Below are 20,738 nucleotides of genomic sequence, written 5' to 3'. Positions count from 1 at the left end.
AGCGTGGTCATTATTCCATGACCACGCTTTTTTCGTTTGAAGTCTGTTGATTTAGCTCAATTCTTCCAGGCGCAACTTCGTCACTTCGCCAAACACTGAATCGAGCTTTTCGATTTTCTCTATCGCTGCGACAATATTTTTTTCCTTGGTCTGATGCGTAAGGATGATGATATCCGTCTGCGTTTCGCCTTCTGCTGGTTCTTTTTGCAGCATAGCATCAATAGAAATCGTCAAATCTGCCAGGATGCGTGTCACATCCGCCAGAACACCAGGTTTGTCTGCTACGTGCATGCGCAGATAATAGCTGGTGACGATTTCTGCCATAGGCAGGACTGGCAAATCACTGAGGGAATTAGACTGGAAAGCCAGGTAAGGCACGCGATGCTCAGGATCAGCCGTTGCCAGGCGCGTGATATCAACCAGATCGGCAATCACTGCAGAAGCAGTAGGTTCAGAGCCTGCACCCTTGCCATAGTAAAGCGTCGCACCTACTGCATCACCATGCACCAGCACTGCATTCATGGCGCCCTCCACATTCGCGATCAGGCGCTTTTCCGGGATCAGGGTTGGATGCACGCGCAGTTCTATGCCATCTTCAGTGCGCTTGCTAATGCCCAGCAATTTGATGCGATAACCCAGTTCTTCTGCATAACGGATATCGCTGGCTTGCAGCTTGGTGATGCCTTCGACGTGGGCTTTATCAAACTGCATGGGAATACCATAGGCAATGGATGCCATGATGGTCGCTTTATGCGCAGCATCGACACCTTCGATATCAAAGGTAGGATCGGCTTCTGCATAGCCCAGTTCTTGCGCCTGTTTCAGCACAGTGGCAAAGTCCAGGCCCTTATCACGCATTTCAGACAAGATGAAATTGGTCGTGCCATTGATGATGCCAGCGATCCATTGTATGCGATTGGCAGTGAGGCCTTCACGCAAAGCCTTGATGATAGGAATGCCACCAGCAACCGCCGCCTCAAATGCGACCATGACACCTTTTTCTTCTGCCGCTTTAAAGATTTCATTGCCATGCGTAGCCAGCAAAGCCTTATTGGCTGTGACCACATGCTTGCCGTTGGCGATTGCTTTCATAACCAAGTCTTTGGCAATACCATAGCCGCCTATCAATTCGATGACGATATCAATATCCGGGTTTGTAACCACCAGATTGGCATCATTGACGACTTCACATTCACCATTGGTCAACTCACGTGCCCGCTCAACGTTCAGGTCTGCCACCATGGCAATCTCAATCGAGCGACCTGCGCGACGCGTAATCTCTAATTGATTGCGCTTCAAAACGTTGAAAGTGCCGGAGCCGACGGTGCCTATGCCTAACAGGCCTACTTTGATGGGTTTCATAAGTTTTCTAAACAGTAAATTAAATTAATTAATTGGTGCCGTGACGCTTTCGGTATGACTCCAAGAAACTGGCAATACGTCCGAAAGCATCTGTCAAATCATCCGTATTGGGCAAGAACACCACACGGAAATGGTCGGGATTGATCCAGTTAAATCCCGTTCCCTGTACCAGTAACACGCGCTGCTCGGTCAGCAATTCGTGGATAAACTCCTGGTCATCCTTGATGGGATACATCACGGGGTCCAGTTTGGGAAACATATACAGCGCAGCCTTGGGTTTGACACATGTCACACCAGGAATTGCCGTCAATAGCTTGTGCGCCAGATCGCGCTGCTTGAGCAAGCGTCCACCCGGCCCAACCAGATCATTGATACTCTGGTAGCCGCCAAGCGCAGTCTGAATGGCAAACTGGCCTGGTGCATTTGCACACAAACGCATGGAGGCTAACATATTCAAGCCTTCAATATAATCCTTGGCATGACGTTTTTCTCCGGATACAACCATCCAGCCAGCACGATAGCCGCAAGAACGATAGTTTTTTGAAAGACCATTCAGCGTCAGGAACAGCACATCATCAGCCAGAGACGCAATGGAGGTATGTACTTCGCCATCATACAAAGTCTTGTCGTAAATTTCATCTGCAAAAACGATGAGCTGATGCTGGCGTGCTACTTCGACTATTTGCTGCAAGACCTCAACCGGGTACAAGGCACCAGTAGGGTTATTCGGATTGATAACTACGATGGCCTTGGTATTAGGCGTGATCTTGCTCTTGATATCGTCAATATCCGGCATCCAGTCTGCACTTTCGTCACAGACATAATGCACAGGCTTGCCGCCTGACAGACTGACAGCAGCTGTCCACAAGGGATAATCAGGCGCCGGCACTAATACTTCATCACCAATATTGAGCAAGGCATTCATGCCCATGACGATCAGTTCTGAAGCGCCATTGCCTATATAAATATCTTCTATGGTCACACCACGGATATGTTTTTCCTGGGTGTAATGCATGATGGCTTTGCGCGGCGCAAACATACCTTTGGAGTCGGTATAACCGGCTGCATTTTGCATGTTGCGTATCATATCCTGCACGATTTCATCGGGCGGGTCAAAATTGAAAACTGCCAGATTGCCGATGTTGAGCTTGATGATCTTGTGACCTTCATCTTCCATCTGCTTGGCTTTTTCCATGACCGGGCCACGGATGTCATAACAAACGTCTGCTAGTTTTTGTGATTTTTGTATGGGGCGCACCGCAACAATCCTTGATAATATTCATGAGTTGGCTACATCCACATTTCCAATCCAGACCGAAATGAGATAAAAGCACATGTTAAGCTGCAATACAGAAATGCTGCACTGCCAAACGTTCCATTCTGCACAATGCGCCGAATTTTATCAATCAGAACTTAGCAAAAGCTGAATTCCAGAATAGATTTGCATAGATAGAGTCGCATCATGTATCGTAAATGATGGTTTTACAACCTAATGCGCTTGAGCAAACATAGCTACGAGGACAAAAAATGAATGTTAAGGGGCTGAATACTAAATATTGAATATTGACTATCAGCCCCAAGCACACATATAGAGTGTGTACTTATTCCAGTAGAAACCACCATGAAAAAACTACTCCTATCTCTATTGTTCAGCATGGTCAGCGTGAATGCGGCATTTGCACAAAACGTGATTGAATCCATTGCGACGGACAGCGGCGGCAGGTTGGGTGCCAGCCTGCTGGTGTTGGAAACTGGCCAAAGCTTGTGGATATTGCCTGACACTGCTGCTCCCATGCAAGGTGTCAGCAAATTGCCTATCGTTATGGCTGCACTAGCTGCCGTCGATAAAAACAAGCTCAAGCTGGATCAAAAAGTCAGTATCAGCAAAGAAGATTTGATGCCTGCAGACCTGCCCAGCCCTCTGCGTGATGAACATCCAGACGGTAATTTTAAAATTACCGTCAAAGAATTGATGCATCACGCCATTGTTGATAGCGATGGAACAGCTAGTGATGCATTGCTGCGCTTGCTAGGCGGGCCACCTATGGTCATGCAATATCTGGTGCAACTGGACATCCAAGATATCAAAGTCCTGGACACAGAAAAGGACATGGCAAAATCGTGGAGTACGCAATACCGCAATACGGCCACACCCAAAGCCATGATCAAATTGCTGCAAACTTTGCAGCAAGGCAAGGCCTTAAGTCCCAAAAGCAGTGAATTATTGCTGAAATGGATGGTCGATACTGAAGCGGATCTGAAATCCACTTCAAACACCTCTCCCAATCCCAATGCCGCCCGCATCAATGCTTTACTGCCTGCAGGCACAGCCGTGGTTCACAAAGCTGGTAGTTCACCCACACATGGCAGCCTGACTGCTGCCCATAATGACGTAGGAATTGTGACTTTGCCTAATGGTCACCACATGGCGGTAGCTGTATTTTTGACGGATAGCAAGGCTCCCCATGCATCCCGTGATTTAACGATCGCCAAAATTACCCGCGTTGGCTGGGATGCCTGGTCAAAAAAATAGGCCGGCGCCCCATGACAGCGTATAAAAAACGTTACAATGCGCCTCTTTACAGTCTTAACCCTTGAGCTATATCGATGAAGTTGCACTCTACTCCTACGCAGCAATACCAGACCATCACTGCTTATGAAAAAGACAGTGTAGAAATTAATGCAATTACTTACAATTACAGCCTGATCGTGTTGCCAGAGTCCAAGCCGCAGCAATGGTCGGCCACCAGTTTCGAGCAATTGACTGCTGAAGATTTTGCGCAAATTGAAGCCACTGTTCCCGACGTCGTCATTTTAGGTACAGGCAACAAACAGCGCTTTGTTCATCCCAAACTAACCGCCGCACTGGCTGCCAAACGTATAGGCGTTGAATGCATGGACAATCAAGCTGCCTGCCGCACCTATAATATTCTGATGGCCGAGGGCCGTAAGGTTGCGCTGGCCTTGATTATGGAAACTGCATGAACCAGAACTCTCCTTACGATTCACCGCGTACATTATGGACGCTGACTATCGCTTTTTTGCTGGTCTGGTTTTACATGCTATGTGCCAGGACACTGGTGCCAACCGATGAAGGCCGTTATGCAGAAATGGCGCGTGAAATGCTGGCCTCGGGAGATTGGATTACCCTGCGCCTGAACGGTATCAAGTATTTTGAAAAGCCACCCCTGCAAAACTGGATGAATGCCCTGACCTTTGCCATCTTTGGTCTCGGCGACTGGCAGGCTCGTTTATGGACTGGCCTAAATGGCTTGCTTGGTGTTGCCGCTGTAGCTTATACCGGCAACAAGATATTCAGCCGCCGCGTTGGTATCGTTGCCGCTTTGGTACTGGGCTCAAGTTTCTGGTGGGCGGGCATGGGCCACGTCAACTCTCTGGACATGGGCCTGTCCGGCATGATGACGCTGGCTCTGTGTGGCTTGCTGGTCGCGCAAATGGCTGATGCCAATAGCAAGACTGAGCGCAATGCCATGCTGGTTTGCTGGGCCGGCATGGCGCTGGCGACGATGTCAAAAGGCTTGATCGGATTTGTATTGCCGGGAGGTGTATTGGTTATTTATACCCTGGTGACGCGTGACTGGGGTTTATGGAAGCGCCTGCACATGGGCAAGGGTTTAATCCTGTTTTTTGCTATCACAGCGCCTTGGTTTATCTTGATAGCGATAAAAAATCCTGAACATCCGCATTTCTTTTTTATTCATGAGCACTGGGACAGGTTTACAAGTGACGTGCACAAACGTGGCGGCCCCTGGCATTACTTTATTCCCCTGCTTATCATAGGTATCGTTCCCTGGATAGGCGTCTTGCTTCAGGGCTTGTGGTCTGGAGTCAAAGATAAAACACCGGGTTTTCAACCGCAAAAAATGCTGCTCATTTGGGTCGCTTTCCTGTTTTTCTTTTTTAGTATTTCAGGCTCGAAATTACCAGGCTACATCCTGCCTATCTTTCCTGCGCTCGCACTTCTTATCGCTTGCCACCTGGAGAAATCAGATAATCATCCGGTGAAAATAGCGGGCATTCTGTTCATTATATTTGGCATAGCTATCGCGGTCGGCCTCACAATCTATCTGGGTAAATTACATGAAGCAGACGCATTTGACCAAGCCTTGGCGATTGCATACAAACCCTGGATAATCTGCGTCGCCGTGTTGGCGATCATCGGCGGGGCGCTCACATGGCTGCTGGCACGCAAAGGCACAACAGGAAAAGACTGGGCGATTATTTGCCTTGCTGCCAGTGGTTATCTGGTAGGTCAAATTGGTTTTCTGGGACATAACCCTTGGGGTAAATACATTGCGGGCAGCGAATATATACCCGCAATCAAGGCAGAATTGGTTTCACCAACAACGCCTTTCTATGCAGTTGGCCGTTATGAACAGGCTCTGCCGTTTTATCTGGAGCGCACTACGACACTGGTTGAGTTTCCCGATGAAATGCAGTTTGGCTTGAAATTACAGCCAGAATTGTGGATAGAGCAGCGCGAAGATTTCGTCAAACAGTGGCAGATGCATCAGGACAAGGGTGAAACTGCAGTTGCCATCTTGCGTAATGATATTTATGACGATTTGAAAAAAACTGACTTCCCCATGCGGATAATTGCAAAGGACCCGCGCCGGGTCATCGTCGCCAATCTGGTCAATAAAAACAAATAAATCATTATGAATATCAATACCTTTGGCTTTATCTTCACCGGCATCATGCTCAATGCTGTTGCCCAGCTTTTGCTTAAAAAAGGCACGAATGCAGTTGGTGCCATACATCTCACTGCAGAGAACTGGTTTTCTACAGGATTGCAACTGGCAACGCAGTTACCCATTATTGGCGGTCTGACCTGCTATGTCATTTCTGTCGTCGTCTGGATCATAGGTTTGTCGCGTGTTGATGTCAGCATTGCTTACCCCTTGCTGTCCTTGGGCTATATTGTTAATGCCATCGGCGCATGGTATTTCCTCGGTGAAGTCATGTCCATGCAAAGGATGCTGGCGATTGGTGTCATCATCATTGGCGTAGCCTTGCTGGTAAAAAGCTGAATTGCTTCAATGGCACACCCCTCATATTCCATAAGAATAGCTTTGTTTTATTGAAAGGTTCACCATGAGTGATACACCCAAATTCCTGCCCTTCACCAAACCGACTATCGATGAAGAAACCATCGCTGCCGTCACAGAAGTCTTGCGTTCTGGCTGGCTGACCAGTGGCCCTAAAGTGCAAGCTTTGGAAGCGCAATTGTCTGAATATTTTGGTGGCCGTCCTGTGCGCACTTTCAATTCTGGCACCTGCACCATGGAAATAGCCCTGCGCATTGCGGGCATAGGCGCGGGCGATGAAGTGATCACGACACCAAATTCATGGGTGGCAACCGCCAATGTCATCATAGAAACAGGTGCGACACCGGTGTTTGCTGACATTGATCCAAAAACACATAATATCGATCTCGACAAAGTCGAAGCCGTGATCACACCACGCACAAAGGCCATCATCCCCGTGCACATGTGCGGCCTGCCTTGCGATATGGACAAGCTGTACGCCATCGCTGAAAAATATAATTTGCGCGTTATAGAAGATGCGGCGCAAGCCATAGGTTCCAGTTGGAAAGGCAAGCGCATAGGCGCTTTCGGTGATTTTGCTTCATTCAGCTTCCAGGTCAACAAAAACATCATGACAGGCGAAGGTGGTTGCCTGGTCCTGAACAACGCTGAAGAAGTGCGCCTGGCCGAAAAATACAGGCTGCAAGGCGTGACGCGCAGTGGTTTGGACGGCATTGATGTTGATGTACTCGGTGGCAAATACAATATGACCGATATTGCCGCTGCCATAGGTCTGGGGCAAATGAAGCATCTGGCAGAGTTCAACGCCAAACGTGCAGCTCTGGCAAAGCACTATTTCACCAGCTTTGGTACTGACTTTGAACAAAAGACAGGCGCAGAGTTGCCCGTTGCCGACTTTGAAAACAGTAACTGGCATATGTTCCACCTAGTCTTGCCAGAAAGCGTCAATCGTGCGACTTTCATGCAGCAAATGCTGGACCGACAAATTGGCCTGGGTTATCACTATCGCGCCATCCATTTATTCAGCATGTATCGCGAGCGTGGCTTTACCGATGGCATGTTCCCGATTGCAGAACGCATAGGCAAACAGATTATTACTTTGCCATTATTTCCATCAATGAACACAGAAGATGTCGAAAGAGTCGTGTCTGCGGTAAAATCCTGCCTTCTCTGAAATCGGCAGAACAATACCAATGAAACCCGAACTCTCCGTTGTCATACCCGTCTATAACGAAGAAGCTGGCCTGGCCAAGCTGTTTGAACGCCTGTACCCTGCGCTTGATACGCTGGCAGCACGTGGCGTCAGCTATGAAATAGTCTTTGTCAACGATGGTAGTCGCGATAACACGCCTGCCTTGCTGGCTGACCAGTATCGTCTGCGCCCGGATGTAACCCGTGTCGTGCTGTTCAATGGCAATTATGGCCAGCACATGGCTATTCTGGCTGGCTTTGAAGCTACGCGTGGTGAGATCGTCGTCACCCTGGATGCGGATTTGCAAAATCCACCAGAAGAAATCGGTGCCCTCGTCGATAAAATGCGTGAAGGCTATGATTACGTAGGCTCCATACGTCGCAAGCGTCAGGATTCTGCCTGGCGTACTTATGCATCCAAGGCGATGAACCGCTTCCGCGAGAAGATCACGCGCATCAAGATCACTGATCAAGGCAATATGCTGCGCGCCTATGGCCGCAATGTGATTAACCTGATTAACCAGTGCAGCGAAGTGAATACCTTCGTCCCTGCCCTGGCATATACCTTTGCCCGCAAGCCGACCGAGATTACGGTTGAACATGAAGAACGTTCAGCCGGCGAATCAAAATATTCACTGTACAGCCTGATACGCCTGAATTTCGACTTGATGACAGGTTTTTCCATCATGCCTTTGCAATGGTTCTCCATGCTGGGTATGGTGCTGTCGGTCTTGTCTGGAGGCCTGGTTTTACTGTTGCTGATACGCCGCTTTGTACTGGGTGCAGAAGCGGAAGGCCTGTTCACCCTGTTTGCCATCGCCTTCTTCCTGATGGGTGTGATTTTGTTCGGGATAGGTTTGCTGGGTGAGTATGTAGGCCGGATTTACCAGCAAGTGCGTGGTCGCCCGCGTTATGTGGTGCAAACCATACTCGAGCAATCCAGCGCAGATTTGCCTGAAGTTAATTAAGAAAGCAGAGATGACACCATCAGCATCCCCTGCAACAGCAGCGATAAAAGCAGTGGTTTTTGCCTATCACAGCGTAGGCGTGCGTTGCATCAAGACTTTGCTGGCACGCGGTATAGATGTCAAACTGGTCGTTAGCCACACTGACAACCCGGCAGAAACCATCTGGTTTGAATCAGTGGCCGATCTTTGCCGTGAGCAAGGCATACCCTGCATCACACCTGATGACCCAAAATCAGCTGAACTGAAAGAGCGGGTAGCAGCCATAGCGCCAGATTTCATTTTCAGTTTCTATTACCGTCACATGTTGCCACTGGATGTATTGGCACTGGCCAAACGCGGAGCTTACAACCTGCATGGTTCCTTGCTGCCCAAATACCGTGGCCGTGTACCGGTTAACTGGGCAGTCTTGCATGGTGAAACTGAAACTGGTGCCACTCTGCATGAAATGGCCTTGAAACCTGATGCCGGTGACATTCTTGCTCAAGTATCAGCACCTATTTTGCCGGATGACACTGCCTACGAAGTATTTGGTAAATTGACTGTAGCAGCAGAGCAATGCCTGTGGGCCGCGTTACCGGACTTGATCGCTGGTACTGCCAAGCGTTTGCCCAACGATTTATCTGCCGGTAGTTACTTCGGTGGCCGCAAACCGGAAGACGGACGTATCAACTGGGAACAGACTGCACAACAGGTATATAACCTGCATAGGGCGGTAGCTCCGCCCTACCCTGGTGCATTCACTGATCAAGCTGACCAACGTTTTATTATCGGAAAAGCACGTTTATTCAAATCTGATACCGCAAATTTGCCGACAGGCTTACATGTAGTAGATAATAACGTCCTTGGCGTGTGCGGCGATGGCCGGGCACTGCATATTATTGAATTGTTAATGGATGGCAAAATCGTGGGCACGCAGGAATTGGCAGCCCTATTGAAGCAAGCGGCATAAGCCTTTGTTTTGCGCATCTGAACTGGCAATCAACATTTACTTTAAAAAGAATTCATTATGAAAAAAGTCCTCATACTCGGCGTGAACGGTTTTATCGGTCACCATCTGTCCAAGCGCATTCTGGAAACCACAGACTGGGAAGTGTATGGCATGGACATGCAAACCGAGCGTCTGGGCGACATGATCAACCACCCACGCATGCATTTCTTTGAAGGCGATATCACCATCAATAAAGAATGGGTTGAATACCATGTCAAGAAGTGTGACGTCATCCTGCCTCTGGTGGCGATCGCTACACCCTCCACATACGTCAAACAGCCTTTGCGCGTGTTTGAGCTCGATTTTGAAGCCAATCTGCCTATCGTTCGCTCCGCTGCAAAATATGGCAAGCATCTGGTATTCCCATCCACTTCTGAAGTTTATGGCATGTGTCATGATGAAGAATTCGATCCAGAAGAATCTGAACTGATCTGCGGCCCTATCAATAAACCACGCTGGATTTATTCTTGCGCCAAGCAATTGATGGACCGCGTGATCTGGGGTTATGGCATGGAAGGCCTGAACTTCACCCTGTTCCGCCCATTTAACTGGATCGGTGCTGGCCTCGACAATATCCACACACCTAAAGAAGGCAGTTCACGCGTCGTGACGCAATTCTTTGGTCATATCGTCCGTGGTGAAAATATTTCCCTGGTCGATGGCGGCGCGCAAAAACGTGCTTTCACCTATATCGACGACGGTATCGATGCCTTGATGCGCATTATCGATAACAAAAACGGCGTAGCCAGTGGCAAGATCTATAACATCGGCAACCCGACCAATAATTTCTCCATTCGCGAACTAGCTCACATGATGCTTGATCTGGCCGCTGAATATCCTGAGTACGCTGAAACAGCCAAAAAAGTAGAACTTACAGAAACCACTTCTGCAGCCTACTACGGCAAAGGTTACCAGGACGTGCAAAACCGCGTTCCAAAAATCACCAACACTTGTGAAGAACTGGGCTGGAAGCCAGTAACCACGATGCCAGACACCATGCGCAATATTTTTGATGCTTATCGCAGCCAGGTAGCTGAAGCACGCGCCTTGATGGACTAATACTGGACTACATGCCTACCATCGTTCTCAAGATCGACGTCGATACCTATCGCGGCACCAAAGAAGGCGTACCTAATCTGGTGCGCATTCTCAAGAAGCATAATGCAGGCGCAACTTTCCTGTTTTCTTTGGGCAAGGACCACACAGGCTGGGCCTTGCGCAGAGCATTTCGCCCTGGTTTTTTCCAAAAAGTGTCCCGAACTTCGGTCCTGGAGCATTATGGCTTCAAGACTCTGATGTATGGTGTTTTCTTGCCAGCCCCGGATATCGGCAGTTGCAAGACCGAAATGCAGGCGGTGCGTGATGCCGGTTTTGAGTGTGGCATCCACACCTGGGACCATGTGGTCTGGCAAGACAATGTGCGAGTGCGTGATCTTGAATGGACTCGCAAACAAATGCAGCAAGCCCACCAGCGCTTCCAGCAAATTTTTGGTGTCACACCAAAAACCCATGGTGCCGCTGGCTGGCAAATGAATGATCACGCTTTTGCCCAGCTTGACCAGTTCGGCATGCAATACGCTTCTGACGGGCGCGCCATGCTTAATGATGATGGTAGCCTCGCCAATGCAGACGCTGGCCCCTACCGACTGCAAGTGGGTAGCAATGTCATGTCCTGCATACAGATGCCAACTACCCTGCCGACTCTCGATGAGTTGCTGGGGCGCGACATCGCTGGCAATGTCATTAGTGAGTCAAATATCGCTGCCAATATACTGAAACTGACAGCAAATCCAAAAGATCATGTATTTACCTTACATGCAGAGCTTGAAGGACAAAAACTTGCCCCCATATTCGAGGAATTGCTGACAGGCTGGCACAAGCAAGGTTATCGTTGTATTTCCATGGCGGACTACTATGCGTCCATCAAGAATAGTGACTTACCGACACGTCCATTATCATGGGCAAGCTTGCCAGGTCGTTCCGGAGAGTTGGTCGCCCTGATCTAGTCAGTCAGCAACATTTCTCCACCCCTAACCAAGGAGATGAAAGTGGCTGAGACCCCTTCTGCACTAAATTGTCAGGTACCAGAATTTTCTGCCGTCATGACTGGCGACAAAGCGTTTCAATTAAATGATCATATTGGTAAAAATATCATTATTTATTTTTACCCAAAAGACAACACTCCAGGCTGCACCACGGAAAGTATCGCCTTCCGTGACCTGCACCCGCAATTCCAGCAAGCTAATTCCGTGGTTTTTGGTGTCAGCCGTGACAGTCTGCGTTCTCACGATGGCTTCAAAAATAAATTAGACCTGCCTTTCGAACTGATTTCTGACCCTGACGAAACTTTATGCCTGTTGTTCAATGTCATGAAAATGAAGAACATGTACGGCAAACAAGTGCGCGGCATAGAGCGCAGCACATTTGTGATTGACGGCAACGGTAAATTAGTGAAAGAATGGCGTGGAGTCAAAGTAGCAGGACACGTAGATGAAGTACTCGAATTTGTGAGCGCCCAAACTTAATTGAACTCTCCAGAATTACTCTTGATAAAAGCCGCAAAAGACAGTGCCAGCAGCGATATTGGTATGTCCTTAGCGGCTTTTAACTTTTCAGCTCTCACTTTTTGATTGAGGTTTTCATGCCATTGCCAAAAATGCCGACCAAGCCAGCAGCACTGCTTTCACCAAAGGATTATCCGAAGGCAGAAAAAGGCAAACCAGCCAAAACTATAAAATCCGCAACGCCAGAGAAAATCAAAGCTATTGATGTAGCACCCGCACCACAAAGAAAAAAAGCCGCGCCTGTACCAGCAGTCGTCAGTAAAGCGGTTGCAGAAAAAGTGGCACCAGCCGTTATTGCAAAAACCTTGCCGGTTGTTGCAGTAAACAAGGCCAAAACGCCGCAGGACAGCCGCGTCAAGTCGGGTACCAGCCGTGCTGCAGACAAGTCAGGTACTACCAAGTTGTTTGTGCTTGATACCAATGTCCTGATGCATGATCCATCGTCGCTGTTCCGTTTTGAGGAGCACGATGTTTACCTGCCGATGATCACTCTGGAAGAACTGGATGATCACAAGAAAGGCATGTCTGAAGTTGCCCGCAATGCGCGCCAGGTATCGCGTTCGCTGGATGCACTGGTAGGCGATATCGATCATCACGATATAGAAAAAGGTATCTTGTTGTCCAAACTGGGCAACAAAGATGCCAAAGGCCATCTGTACTTCCAGACCAAGCTGCAAAGTGCAGACTTGCCAGTTGGCCTGCCCAAAGGCAAGGCAGATAACCAGATCCTTGGGGTTGTACGCGCCCTGGAAACAGAAATGCCTGGTCGCCCTGTGGTACTGGTGTCGAAAGACATCAATATGCGCATCAAGGCGCGTGCCATGGGCCTGCCTGCCGAAGACTATTTCAATGATCATGTGCTGGAAGATTCTGATCTGCTGTATTCAGGCATCGTACAATTGCCTGACGACTTCTGGAACAAGCACGGCAAGGGTATAGAAACCTGGCAAGAAAACCGCAATGGCCTGAGCACGACTTTCTACCGTATTACTGGCCCGGTCATCCCTTCGTTGCTGGTGAACCAGTTCGTGTATCTGGAACCCAAGAACGGTGAAGCCTCTTTCTATGGCCAGGTAAGGCAGATCAATGGCAAGACCGCAGTGCTGCAAACCTTGCGTGACTACGGTCATATCAAACATAGCGTCTGGGGCATCACCTCACGCAACCGCGAGCAAAACTTTGCATTGAATCTGTTGATGGACCCGGAATGCGATTTCGTTACGCTGCTGGGTCAGGCTGGTACAGGCAAGACCTTGCTCGCTTTGGCTGCAGGTCTGGCACAAGTGCTCGAAACCAAAACCTATAATGAAATCATCGTTACGCGCGTTACTGTGCCTGTAGGTGAAGACATAGGTTTCCTGCCAGGTACAGAGGAAGAAAAAATGTCGCCATGGATGGGCGCTTTTGACGACAACCTGGAAGTACTCAACAAATCAGACAATGATGCCGGTGACTGGGGTCGTGCCGCCACTCAGGATTTGATACGCTCGAAGATCAAGATCAAGTCACTGAACTTCATGCGTGGCCGTACTTTCGTCAATAAATTCCTCATCATCGACGAAGCGCAGAATTTGACACCGAAACAGGTCAAGACGCTGGTAACACGCGCAGGTCCTGGCACTAAGATCATCTGCCTGGGCAATATCGCCCAGATCGATACGCCGTACCTGACGGAAGGTTCCAGCGGTCTGACTTATGTCGTAGACAGATTCAAGGGCTGGGCGCATAGCGGTCATGTGACACTGGCTCGCGGCGAACGTTCTCGTCTGGCAGATCACGCGAGCGAGATTTTGTAATCAATAAATAGCTGGCGGCAATTGAAAATGGCACCCAAATTTGGGTGCCATTTTTTTAGCCGCTCATGAGTTCACTAGAGTAGAACCCATAACGAAACCATTAAGGTTTAGGCAACTCCCAAGGATAAGGAACATAACCTGGAGGTGGTTCCTCACCTGCACTTGGATCGTGGTTTTGTCCGCCATCACTATTATCACCACCAGAAACCATCAATATTTCCTGCTCACTCAATTCGCGTGCAATCTTCATTCCCATAACATCAGCCTTCGCTTCATTTTTTTCAGCTTGGATATTCATTATCAAAATTTCCTATGATTGCGCAGATTTTATGTGCTTAGGTACATGGTCTGCGGTCCCATGCACCAAACAAGTGCATCACAACCATGTGTAGTCGTCATTCCCTGAAAGAACTATCAAGCAGACTAATTACACAGTACAAGCTAACTTTTATAAAAAATGTTAAATTGCGTATTAAGTATTAATTCCTTACCAAGGCATGTCAAGCGAATTGAATATTATATAAATAATTTGTTGTAAATCGGCTTACAAATCATTGGAGAAATTGAAAATTATTTCACCACAAAAAAATTGGCACCCTAAGGTGCCAAAATTTTCTGTCATAGTCCAGCCGTAGGTGGCTTTGTCAAACTGAGCAGAGCACTTTATTTCCATTCCCCACGCAACTCACTGACCTTTTCCTGCAACGCTTGAGGCGTCACATCCTGAGGCTGCATGACCTCGCCCACAACCAGTTCCAACTTGGAAAATGGCCCCTGACGGAATGCGCGGCCAAAGGAATTACTTTTATCTCGTGAAAATACACTGCCCCACAGCCCACGCAAAGCTAGTGGATAAACAGGAACAGGACTACGTTCCAGTATTTTCATAATGCCGCCTTTGAATTCATTCAATTCCCCTGTCGCGGTCAATTTACCCTCAGGGAAAATACATACCAAGTCGCCTTCATGCAAAGCCTGAGCTACATCGATAAAAGACTTTTCCATCAACCATGGATCTTCTTTGGCTGGAGCGATAGGAATGGCCTTGGCAGTACGGAATACCCAGGACAGGAAAGGTATTTTGAAAATACGGTGATCCATGACAAAGCGCACTGGCCTCGGGCTTGATGCCATGATGACGATGGCATCCATGTAGCTGACATGGTTACAGACCAGAATGCCCGCACCTTCATCAGGCAGGCGCTGAGTATTAATGGTTTTGACCTTGTATATGGTGTGTATCAATATCCAGGCAATAAAACGCATCAGGAATTCTGGCACCAGGCTGAATATGTAGATCGCTACGATGGCATTCAAAATAGCGGTTGCCATAAAGATTTGCGGTATCGTGAAGCCTTTTTCCAGCATCGCTACAGCAGACAATGAAGCAACCACCATGAACAAGGCATTCAGGATGTTCATGCCTGCTATTGTGCGTGACAGATGTTTTGGGTCGCAGCGCGTCTGTATCAAGGCAAACAAAGGCACGATGTATAAACCACCGAAAATACCTATCATTGTGATGTCAAACAGAATATGCAAACTACCAGCTTGCTTGACGAACTCCATAGCGCCGACAGTTGCCACATTGGTATAGCTCAAACTGGATAAATACAAATCAAAACCAAATACCGACAAACCGATGGCACCAAACGGCACCAAACCTATCTCCACCTTATGGCCAGATAGTTTTTCACATAGCAAAGAACCAGCACCTATACCAAAAGAGAATATAGTCAGCAAAAGCACAAAGACACTATGATCGCCATGCAGGTAATTTTTGGCATACAAAGGGAATTGTGCCAATACGATGGCACCATAAAACCAGAACCAGGAATTACCCAGCAGAGATAAAAATACAGGACGGTTTTGTTTGCTAAAGCTGATGTTCCTGATGGTTTCAGTCGCCGGGTTCCAGTTAATTTTCAATTCTGGCGCTGGGGCTGGCGAATCAGGGATACGCAATGCCGTCAGATACCCCATGATGGCAACAACTATCGCGCCACCTGCTACTAACTCAGTACCCCATGGTTTGTGTACAACCAGCATGGCACCGAGAATTTCGCCGAGCAAAATGCCGACAAAGGTACCCATTTCTATCAGACCATTGCCACCGACCAGTTCATCAGTCTTCAGATGCTGAGGCAAGTAGGCATACTTGACCGGGCCAAACAAGGTGGAATGTATACCCATGCCGCAAACAGCGGCAATCAAAAGCCATAAATTATGTGTTTGCCAGCCAACTGCAGCAACCAGCATGATGCCGATTTCGAGCAATTTGACATTGCGGGCCATGCGGCCTTTTTCAAATTTATCAGCCAATTGTCCTGAGGTTGCTGAGAACAGCACGAAGGGCAAAATGAATAAGCCGGGGATCAAGTTATTCAGCAACCCAACATTCATGTCCGTCCAGGACAATGCGTCATAGGTCAGTATGGTCAGCAAGGCCGTCTTGAATACATTGTCATTGAATGCGCCAAGAAATTGCGTCCAGAAGAAAGGGGCAAAACGGCGCTGTGACAGCAGGGTAAACTGGCTATGTTGGCTCATGGATGTTGTCTGCTACCTAGAAATTAAGATTAAAACCGCAAGAATTGTAACTTACCCAAGTCTGAATTGAGTAAAAACCATGTGCACCGTCAGGAAAGAAAAAAATCAATTGCTTTTTGCACTGGCAATATCTGGCAACTTTCCTGTGTTGCTGTCTGCAAGGCGCTTTCCAACAAAGCAGGCGTTGCCCCCCATGGGCCAGGTGTTTCACTGACTTCATGGCTATACAAAATCAACCAGCCACCTGTTGAGGCAGTGTGTTTGATCAGTGCACCAATCTCATCCTGATTGTTGTTCGCAGAATACAGGGCTTGCGCACGCAATGCTGACAAGTCTGCACGGCCAGTCTGGGTGCCACCACCAGTAATGCGGTTATATGAGAAGCGTTTGGTTGCGGCCAGCTTGCTACCCAGGTCATAGGCACCAAAAGGAAAAGCAAAGCCGTGATTAGCGATATTGTTTTGCTTGAAAAAAGCCTGATTGCGTTCCCAGTCAGCCACTAAAAAATCGGAAGAAGCATTGGCGCAATTAGTATGTGAGTAGGTGTGACAACCAATTTCATGCTCGTTTTGTAGCAAGCGCTGCAAGTCTTGTACGCTATGACAAGGCTGATTTTGCTCGACACCACCAGTCAGGCTGCCACATATATAGAAAGTACCGCGTGCCTGATACAACTCCAGCAGCATGGCACCCTGATGACAGGCACTGGCTGGTACATCATCAAAACTGAAACTGACCACCCCCCGGCCCTTATTGAGTGGCAACCAGCGATTTGCTGTGTGGCGCGCCGCAAAGCGGCTTAATTTTTGTGTCAGCCCCATGATCAGCGCAAACTATCCGAAGCACTCAGGGAATGCTGGTAGCGTTTCAAACCCATACGCGAATTACTCCCCGGTAAATTTTCATAGGTATATTCCAGGCCCAGCTTAATCACGGCCTGCTTCAGATTAACGCCATCAGATTCACGCTGGACTTTTTCATAAAAACTATCAAGCACCAGACGGAAACCCCGTTCAAACTCATAAGCGCCCCCCAAACCGACGCGTATCAATTTCTCCTTGCGCGAAGTGCCATCCGCCAGTGTCGCCAGGCGGGGCACCAAAACATTGTCGCTATTTTGAAAAAGCGTGGAGAAATTCATCTGCGATTTGTCTGAATATTTCCATTGTGCGTCAAAGCGCAATGCCTTGCTCAACACATAAACGACAGTGCGGTCAACAATGGTAAAAGGCCGGTCCCACAATTGCAAATCAAGCCGCACTTTAGGCGAGTGATGATAAGTGCCGCGCAAAAGAATATTCGACAAATTGGTGTTTCGTTCAGTCAATACGTCGTATTGGCGCCTGATCACCCCTAGATGCGCACTGGTCACAGACTTGCTACTGTAACGCCACTCAGTATCGAGAAAAACTTCAGATTCTTTATATGCCTTGTCGAGGTCAGCGATATCCTGCTCATTGCGGTCTGGAAAATTAGTTTCAGACAAACGCGTCCCTACCTCAACGCTTGACCCAGTTGGAGAATAATAGCGCCCACTCAATTGCCTGCCGCGCTCGTCAAAGTTATATAACTGATTCAAGGGCAAATCGTAACTCAGGCCAGCCCTGTCCAGGCTGACATTCAAGGACCATTCATCAGTCAGTTTAAAATTGACATTGGCAGAGGCACGCTTTTGGTGCGAGATATCTTTATCTGTGAGACTGCCATTGATGTATTGAAATAACCTGTCTTCTTTACCAGCCGTGATTTGGCCGTTAATAATTTGCCCTGCCGCCCATTGCAGCGTGGCATCGCCGGCTGTCAGGTGGTGATCGAGTTCTTTATAGTTTTTGTAATGCCGGTTACCAAGTGAGCCAGTCAATATCAAGCGGGTTCTGTCCGACAAAATGGGAATGATGGCACCAGCACGCACATCGGTGCCAGTTACACTATCGCGATTGCGGAACTGCCTGTCATCTGCAACACCGGGCAGACCAGTCTGATCACCTTGATCAGACTGGTCTGGTTTGGTTGTCTGCTCATAGAAGCGAAAAGGATTACTGTCGCTGGTCAGCGAGGTTTCCAGTTGCAAAACTAACTCTACAGTATCCGCCGCATAAGCCGATGGACTCAATGCGAATAACAGGCCAGACACCAGCCAGCTACCTGGCCGGGTAGAAAAATGAGCTATGGAGAGTGTGCTATGACGCCTCCTGAGTTTCATTTTGCTGGTCTTTTGCATGTCACTCTATTGTTGTTGCAGTCCACGATCAGTTAAACGGAAAACACGGTCACAACGCCCGGCCAATTCTGCATCGTGGGTCACGATAACAAAAGCAGTGCCCAGAGTACGCGACAATTCCAGCATCAGGGCAAATACCTGCTGGGCTGTGCTGCCATCCAGATTACCGGTGGGTTCATCTGCTAGCACACACGCAGGCTGGGTGACCAGTGCGCGCGCCAATGCTACGCGCTGGCGTTCACCACCGGATAACTCACCCGGCACATGTTTGAGTCTATGGCCGAGGCCTACTTTTTCCAACGTGGCTTGTGCTATTTTTTGCGCCTCAGTCCGTGTCATGCGACGGATAATGAGAGGCATGGCGACATTATCAAGTGCTGAAAACTCAGGCAGCAAATGATGAAACTGGTAAACAAAACCCAATGCATGATTACGCAAAGTACCACGCGCAGTTTCACTCAAACTGGCAAAATCCTTGCCTTGCAGTGTCACAGTACCTTTGCTCGGTGTATCCAGGCCACCCAGCAAATGCAGCAACGTGGACTTACCGCAGCCAGAAGCGCCGATGATGGCAACCCGTTCACCTCTGAAAACACTGAAGTTGATTTCTTTCAAAACATTGACAGATTCCAGCCCCTGAGAAAAAGTCTTGCCCAGGTCAATGCAAGATAAAACTGCCTCTTGCTTATTAACTTGCTTATTAACTTGTTTGTTCTCTTCTTTGTTCAATACTTGATCACTCATAACGCAATGCCTCCGCAGGTTTCACGCGTGAAGCACGCCAACTAGGGTAAATGGTGGCCAACATGGCCCAGATCAGGGCTACACCGCCTATGGTCAATACATCGAATAATCGCACGTCAGATGGCAACTTGCTGATGACATACACTTCTTTGGACAGTAACTGTATGCCTAGCAAGCGCTCTATGAAAGGTACGATGACATCAATATTCAAAGAGATCAATAAACCCATACCGATGCCTGATAGCGTGCCAAGACAACCGACTATCGTTCCCTGTATCACAAATATTTTCATGATGGATGAAGGTGCTGCACCCAGGGTACGCAAGATGGCAATATCCGCCTGTTTGTCAGTCACGGTCATGACCAGCGTGGACACCAGATTGAAGGCCGCCACTGCGACAATGAGTGTCAGGATGATGAACATCATGGTTTTTTCTGTTTTTACTGCAGCAAAATACACTTTATTCTGTTGCGACCAGTCGCGGATCAGCAAGTCGCCCGACAAGGTACGCGACAACTCTTGCGCAATTTGAGGTGCCTTGAGCATTTCCTTGATACGCAAACGCAGGCCAGACGGAGAATTCAGGCGGAAGAATTTTTGCGCATCTTCTATATGCATGAATGCCATGCCAGAGTCATATTCATAGTGCCCAGCTTCAAATATCCCAACCACATTAAAGGCTTTCAAGCGAGGCACGACACCTGCAGGTGTCATTTGCCCTTCTGGTGCGGCCAGGGTAATTTTTTCACCTATGCGTACCCGCAAGCTGCTGGCAAGCGCAGAACCCAGTACGATATTGAACTCGCCCGGCTTCAAGTCTGCCCATTTACCATACTTGATCTTGCTGGCGACATCTGAAACCTTGGGTTCTTCCTCCGGCAAGATGCCCCTGATGATGACGCCGCGCATGACATCTTCGCGGATGATCATGGCCTGACCATCGACATAAGGTGCAGTACCCGTGACTGCCGGATTCTTCTGCACTTCCAGTGCCGTTGCCCGCCAGTCAGGCAAGGCACCGCTGGCATCAAAGACTTCGACGTGTGCCAGTACGGACAACATGCGGTCCCGTACTTCTTTCTGAAAACCATTCATGACTGAAATGACAACAATCATGGCTGCTACACCCAGTCCTATACCTGCCATAGAGATCAGCGAGATAAAAGAAATAAAGCCATTACGTCCACTGCGCCGCCCTGCCCGCGTATAACGCAAACCGACCAGCCATTCAAAAGAGAGATTTTTCACTGCATTTACACTTGTTATGAAGGCAGCCAGCAGTTT

General features: G+C 48.5%; 19 protein-coding genes. 11 read left to right on the top strand and 8 right to left on the bottom strand.

What is annotated here, in order from left to right; translation table 11 throughout:
• Window positions 1-51: 51 nt before the first annotated feature.
• Entirely contained in the window at window positions 52-1,362 is a 1,311-nt protein-coding gene (locus tag ACO0LL_RS04995; protein ID WP_422949782.1) for a homoserine dehydrogenase, read from the bottom strand.
• Between the two features lie 28 nt (window positions 1,363-1,390).
• The gene (locus ACO0LL_RS04990; protein WP_422949781.1) at window positions 1,391-2,620 is read right to left on the bottom strand and encodes a pyridoxal phosphate-dependent aminotransferase; all 1,230 of its coding nucleotides are present in this window, start codon (window positions 2,618-2,620) and stop codon (window positions 1,391-1,393) included.
• A gap of 363 nt (window positions 2,621-2,983) precedes the next feature.
• Between ACO0LL_RS04990 and bla the strand changes: the two genes are divergently transcribed.
• From bla to ACO0LL_RS04935, 11 genes are all read left to right on the top strand, one after another.
• The gene (bla, locus tag ACO0LL_RS04985; protein ID WP_422949780.1) at window positions 2,984-3,895 is read left to right on the top strand and encodes a class A beta-lactamase; all 912 of its coding nucleotides are present in this window, start codon (window positions 2,984-2,986) and stop codon (window positions 3,893-3,895) included.
• A 74-nt stretch (window positions 3,896-3,969) separates the two neighbouring features.
• Window positions 3,970-4,347 (top strand): Mth938-like domain-containing protein, encoded by a 378-nt coding sequence (locus tag ACO0LL_RS04980; RefSeq protein WP_422949779.1) that lies wholly within the window; start codon window positions 3,970-3,972, stop codon window positions 4,345-4,347.
• Entirely contained in the window at window positions 4,344-6,035 is a 1,692-nt protein-coding gene (locus ACO0LL_RS04975) for a glycosyltransferase family 39 protein (RefSeq protein ID WP_422949778.1), read from the top strand. The genes ACO0LL_RS04980 and ACO0LL_RS04975 overlap by 4 nt, the downstream gene beginning before the upstream one ends.
• 6 nt (window positions 6,036-6,041) lie before the next feature.
• A complete protein-coding gene (locus tag ACO0LL_RS04970) occupies window positions 6,042-6,413 on the top strand; it encodes an EamA family transporter (protein WP_162041263.1) in 372 nt (123 codons plus the stop codon).
• 64 nt (window positions 6,414-6,477) lie between these two features.
• Window positions 6,478-7,605 (top strand): DegT/DnrJ/EryC1/StrS family aminotransferase, encoded by a 1,128-nt coding sequence (locus tag ACO0LL_RS04965; RefSeq protein ID WP_422949777.1) that lies wholly within the window; start codon window positions 6,478-6,480, stop codon window positions 7,603-7,605.
• A gap of 19 nt (window positions 7,606-7,624) precedes the next feature.
• Window positions 7,625-8,590: a glycosyltransferase gene (locus ACO0LL_RS04960; RefSeq protein WP_422949776.1), complete on the top strand. Its 966-nt coding sequence runs from the start codon at window positions 7,625-7,627 to the stop codon at window positions 8,588-8,590.
• Window positions 8,591-8,600: 10 nt separating this feature from the next.
• Window positions 8,601-9,539 (top strand): formyltransferase, encoded by a 939-nt coding sequence (locus ACO0LL_RS04955; protein ID WP_422949775.1) that lies wholly within the window; start codon window positions 8,601-8,603, stop codon window positions 9,537-9,539.
• 57 nt (window positions 9,540-9,596) lie between these two features.
• Window positions 9,597-10,637 carry a bifunctional UDP-4-keto-pentose/UDP-xylose synthase gene (locus ACO0LL_RS04950; protein ID WP_110253336.1) on the top strand — a complete coding sequence of 347 codons (1,041 nt, stop codon included), beginning with the start codon at window positions 9,597-9,599 and terminating at the stop codon, window positions 10,635-10,637.
• An 11-nt stretch (window positions 10,638-10,648) separates the two neighbouring features.
• On the top strand, window positions 10,649-11,584 hold the full coding sequence (locus tag ACO0LL_RS04945) for a polysaccharide deacetylase family protein (protein WP_422949774.1): 936 nt from the start codon (window positions 10,649-10,651) through the stop codon (window positions 11,582-11,584).
• A gap of 36 nt (window positions 11,585-11,620) precedes the next feature.
• On the top strand, window positions 11,621-12,103 hold the full coding sequence (locus tag ACO0LL_RS04940; RefSeq protein ID WP_422949773.1) for a peroxiredoxin: 483 nt from the start codon (window positions 11,621-11,623) through the stop codon (window positions 12,101-12,103).
• A 116-nt stretch (window positions 12,104-12,219) separates the two neighbouring features.
• A complete protein-coding gene (locus tag ACO0LL_RS04935) occupies window positions 12,220-13,938 on the top strand; it encodes a PhoH family protein (RefSeq protein ID WP_422949772.1) in 1,719 nt (572 codons plus the stop codon).
• A gap of 100 nt (window positions 13,939-14,038) precedes the next feature.
• Here the strand turns inward: ACO0LL_RS04935 and ACO0LL_RS04930 are convergent, their stop codons facing one another.
• The 6 genes from ACO0LL_RS04930 to ACO0LL_RS04905 all read right to left on the bottom strand — a co-directional run bounded on the left by ACO0LL_RS04930 (window position 14,039) and on the right by ACO0LL_RS04905 (window position 20,702).
• Window positions 14,039-14,236, bottom strand: coding sequence for a hypothetical protein (locus tag ACO0LL_RS04930; RefSeq protein WP_422949771.1), 198 nt, complete (start codon window positions 14,234-14,236; stop codon window positions 14,039-14,041).
• A gap of 365 nt (window positions 14,237-14,601) precedes the next feature.
• Window positions 14,602-16,488: an MFS transporter gene (locus ACO0LL_RS04925; RefSeq protein WP_422949770.1), complete on the bottom strand. Its 1,887-nt coding sequence runs from the start codon at window positions 16,486-16,488 to the stop codon at window positions 14,602-14,604.
• Between the two features lie 89 nt (window positions 16,489-16,577).
• A complete protein-coding gene (locus ACO0LL_RS04920) occupies window positions 16,578-17,309 on the bottom strand; it encodes a polysaccharide deacetylase family protein (RefSeq protein ID WP_422949769.1) in 732 nt (243 codons plus the stop codon).
• A gap of 2 nt (window positions 17,310-17,311) precedes the next feature.
• Window positions 17,312-18,709, bottom strand: a complete 1,398-nt coding sequence (locus ACO0LL_RS04915; protein ID WP_422949768.1) for a hypothetical protein — start codon at window positions 18,707-18,709, stop codon at window positions 17,312-17,314.
• Between the two features lie 6 nt (window positions 18,710-18,715).
• Complete coding sequence (gene lolD, locus ACO0LL_RS04910; RefSeq protein ID WP_422949767.1) at window positions 18,716-19,453, bottom strand: lipoprotein-releasing ABC transporter ATP-binding protein LolD; 738 nt, start codon at window positions 19,451-19,453, stop codon at window positions 18,716-18,718.
• Window positions 19,446-20,702: a lipoprotein-releasing ABC transporter permease subunit gene (locus tag ACO0LL_RS04905; protein ID WP_422949766.1), complete on the bottom strand. Its 1,257-nt coding sequence runs from the start codon at window positions 20,700-20,702 to the stop codon at window positions 19,446-19,448. The genes lolD and ACO0LL_RS04905 overlap by 8 nt, the downstream gene beginning before the upstream one ends.
• Window positions 20,703-20,738 lie beyond the last annotated feature (36 nt).

The organism is Undibacterium sp. TC4M20W (assembly GCF_049340245.1).
Lineage (GTDB): Bacteria > Pseudomonadota > Gammaproteobacteria > Burkholderiales > Burkholderiaceae_D > Undibacterium.
This window is presented reverse-complemented; position numbering and strand designations above follow the sequence as displayed.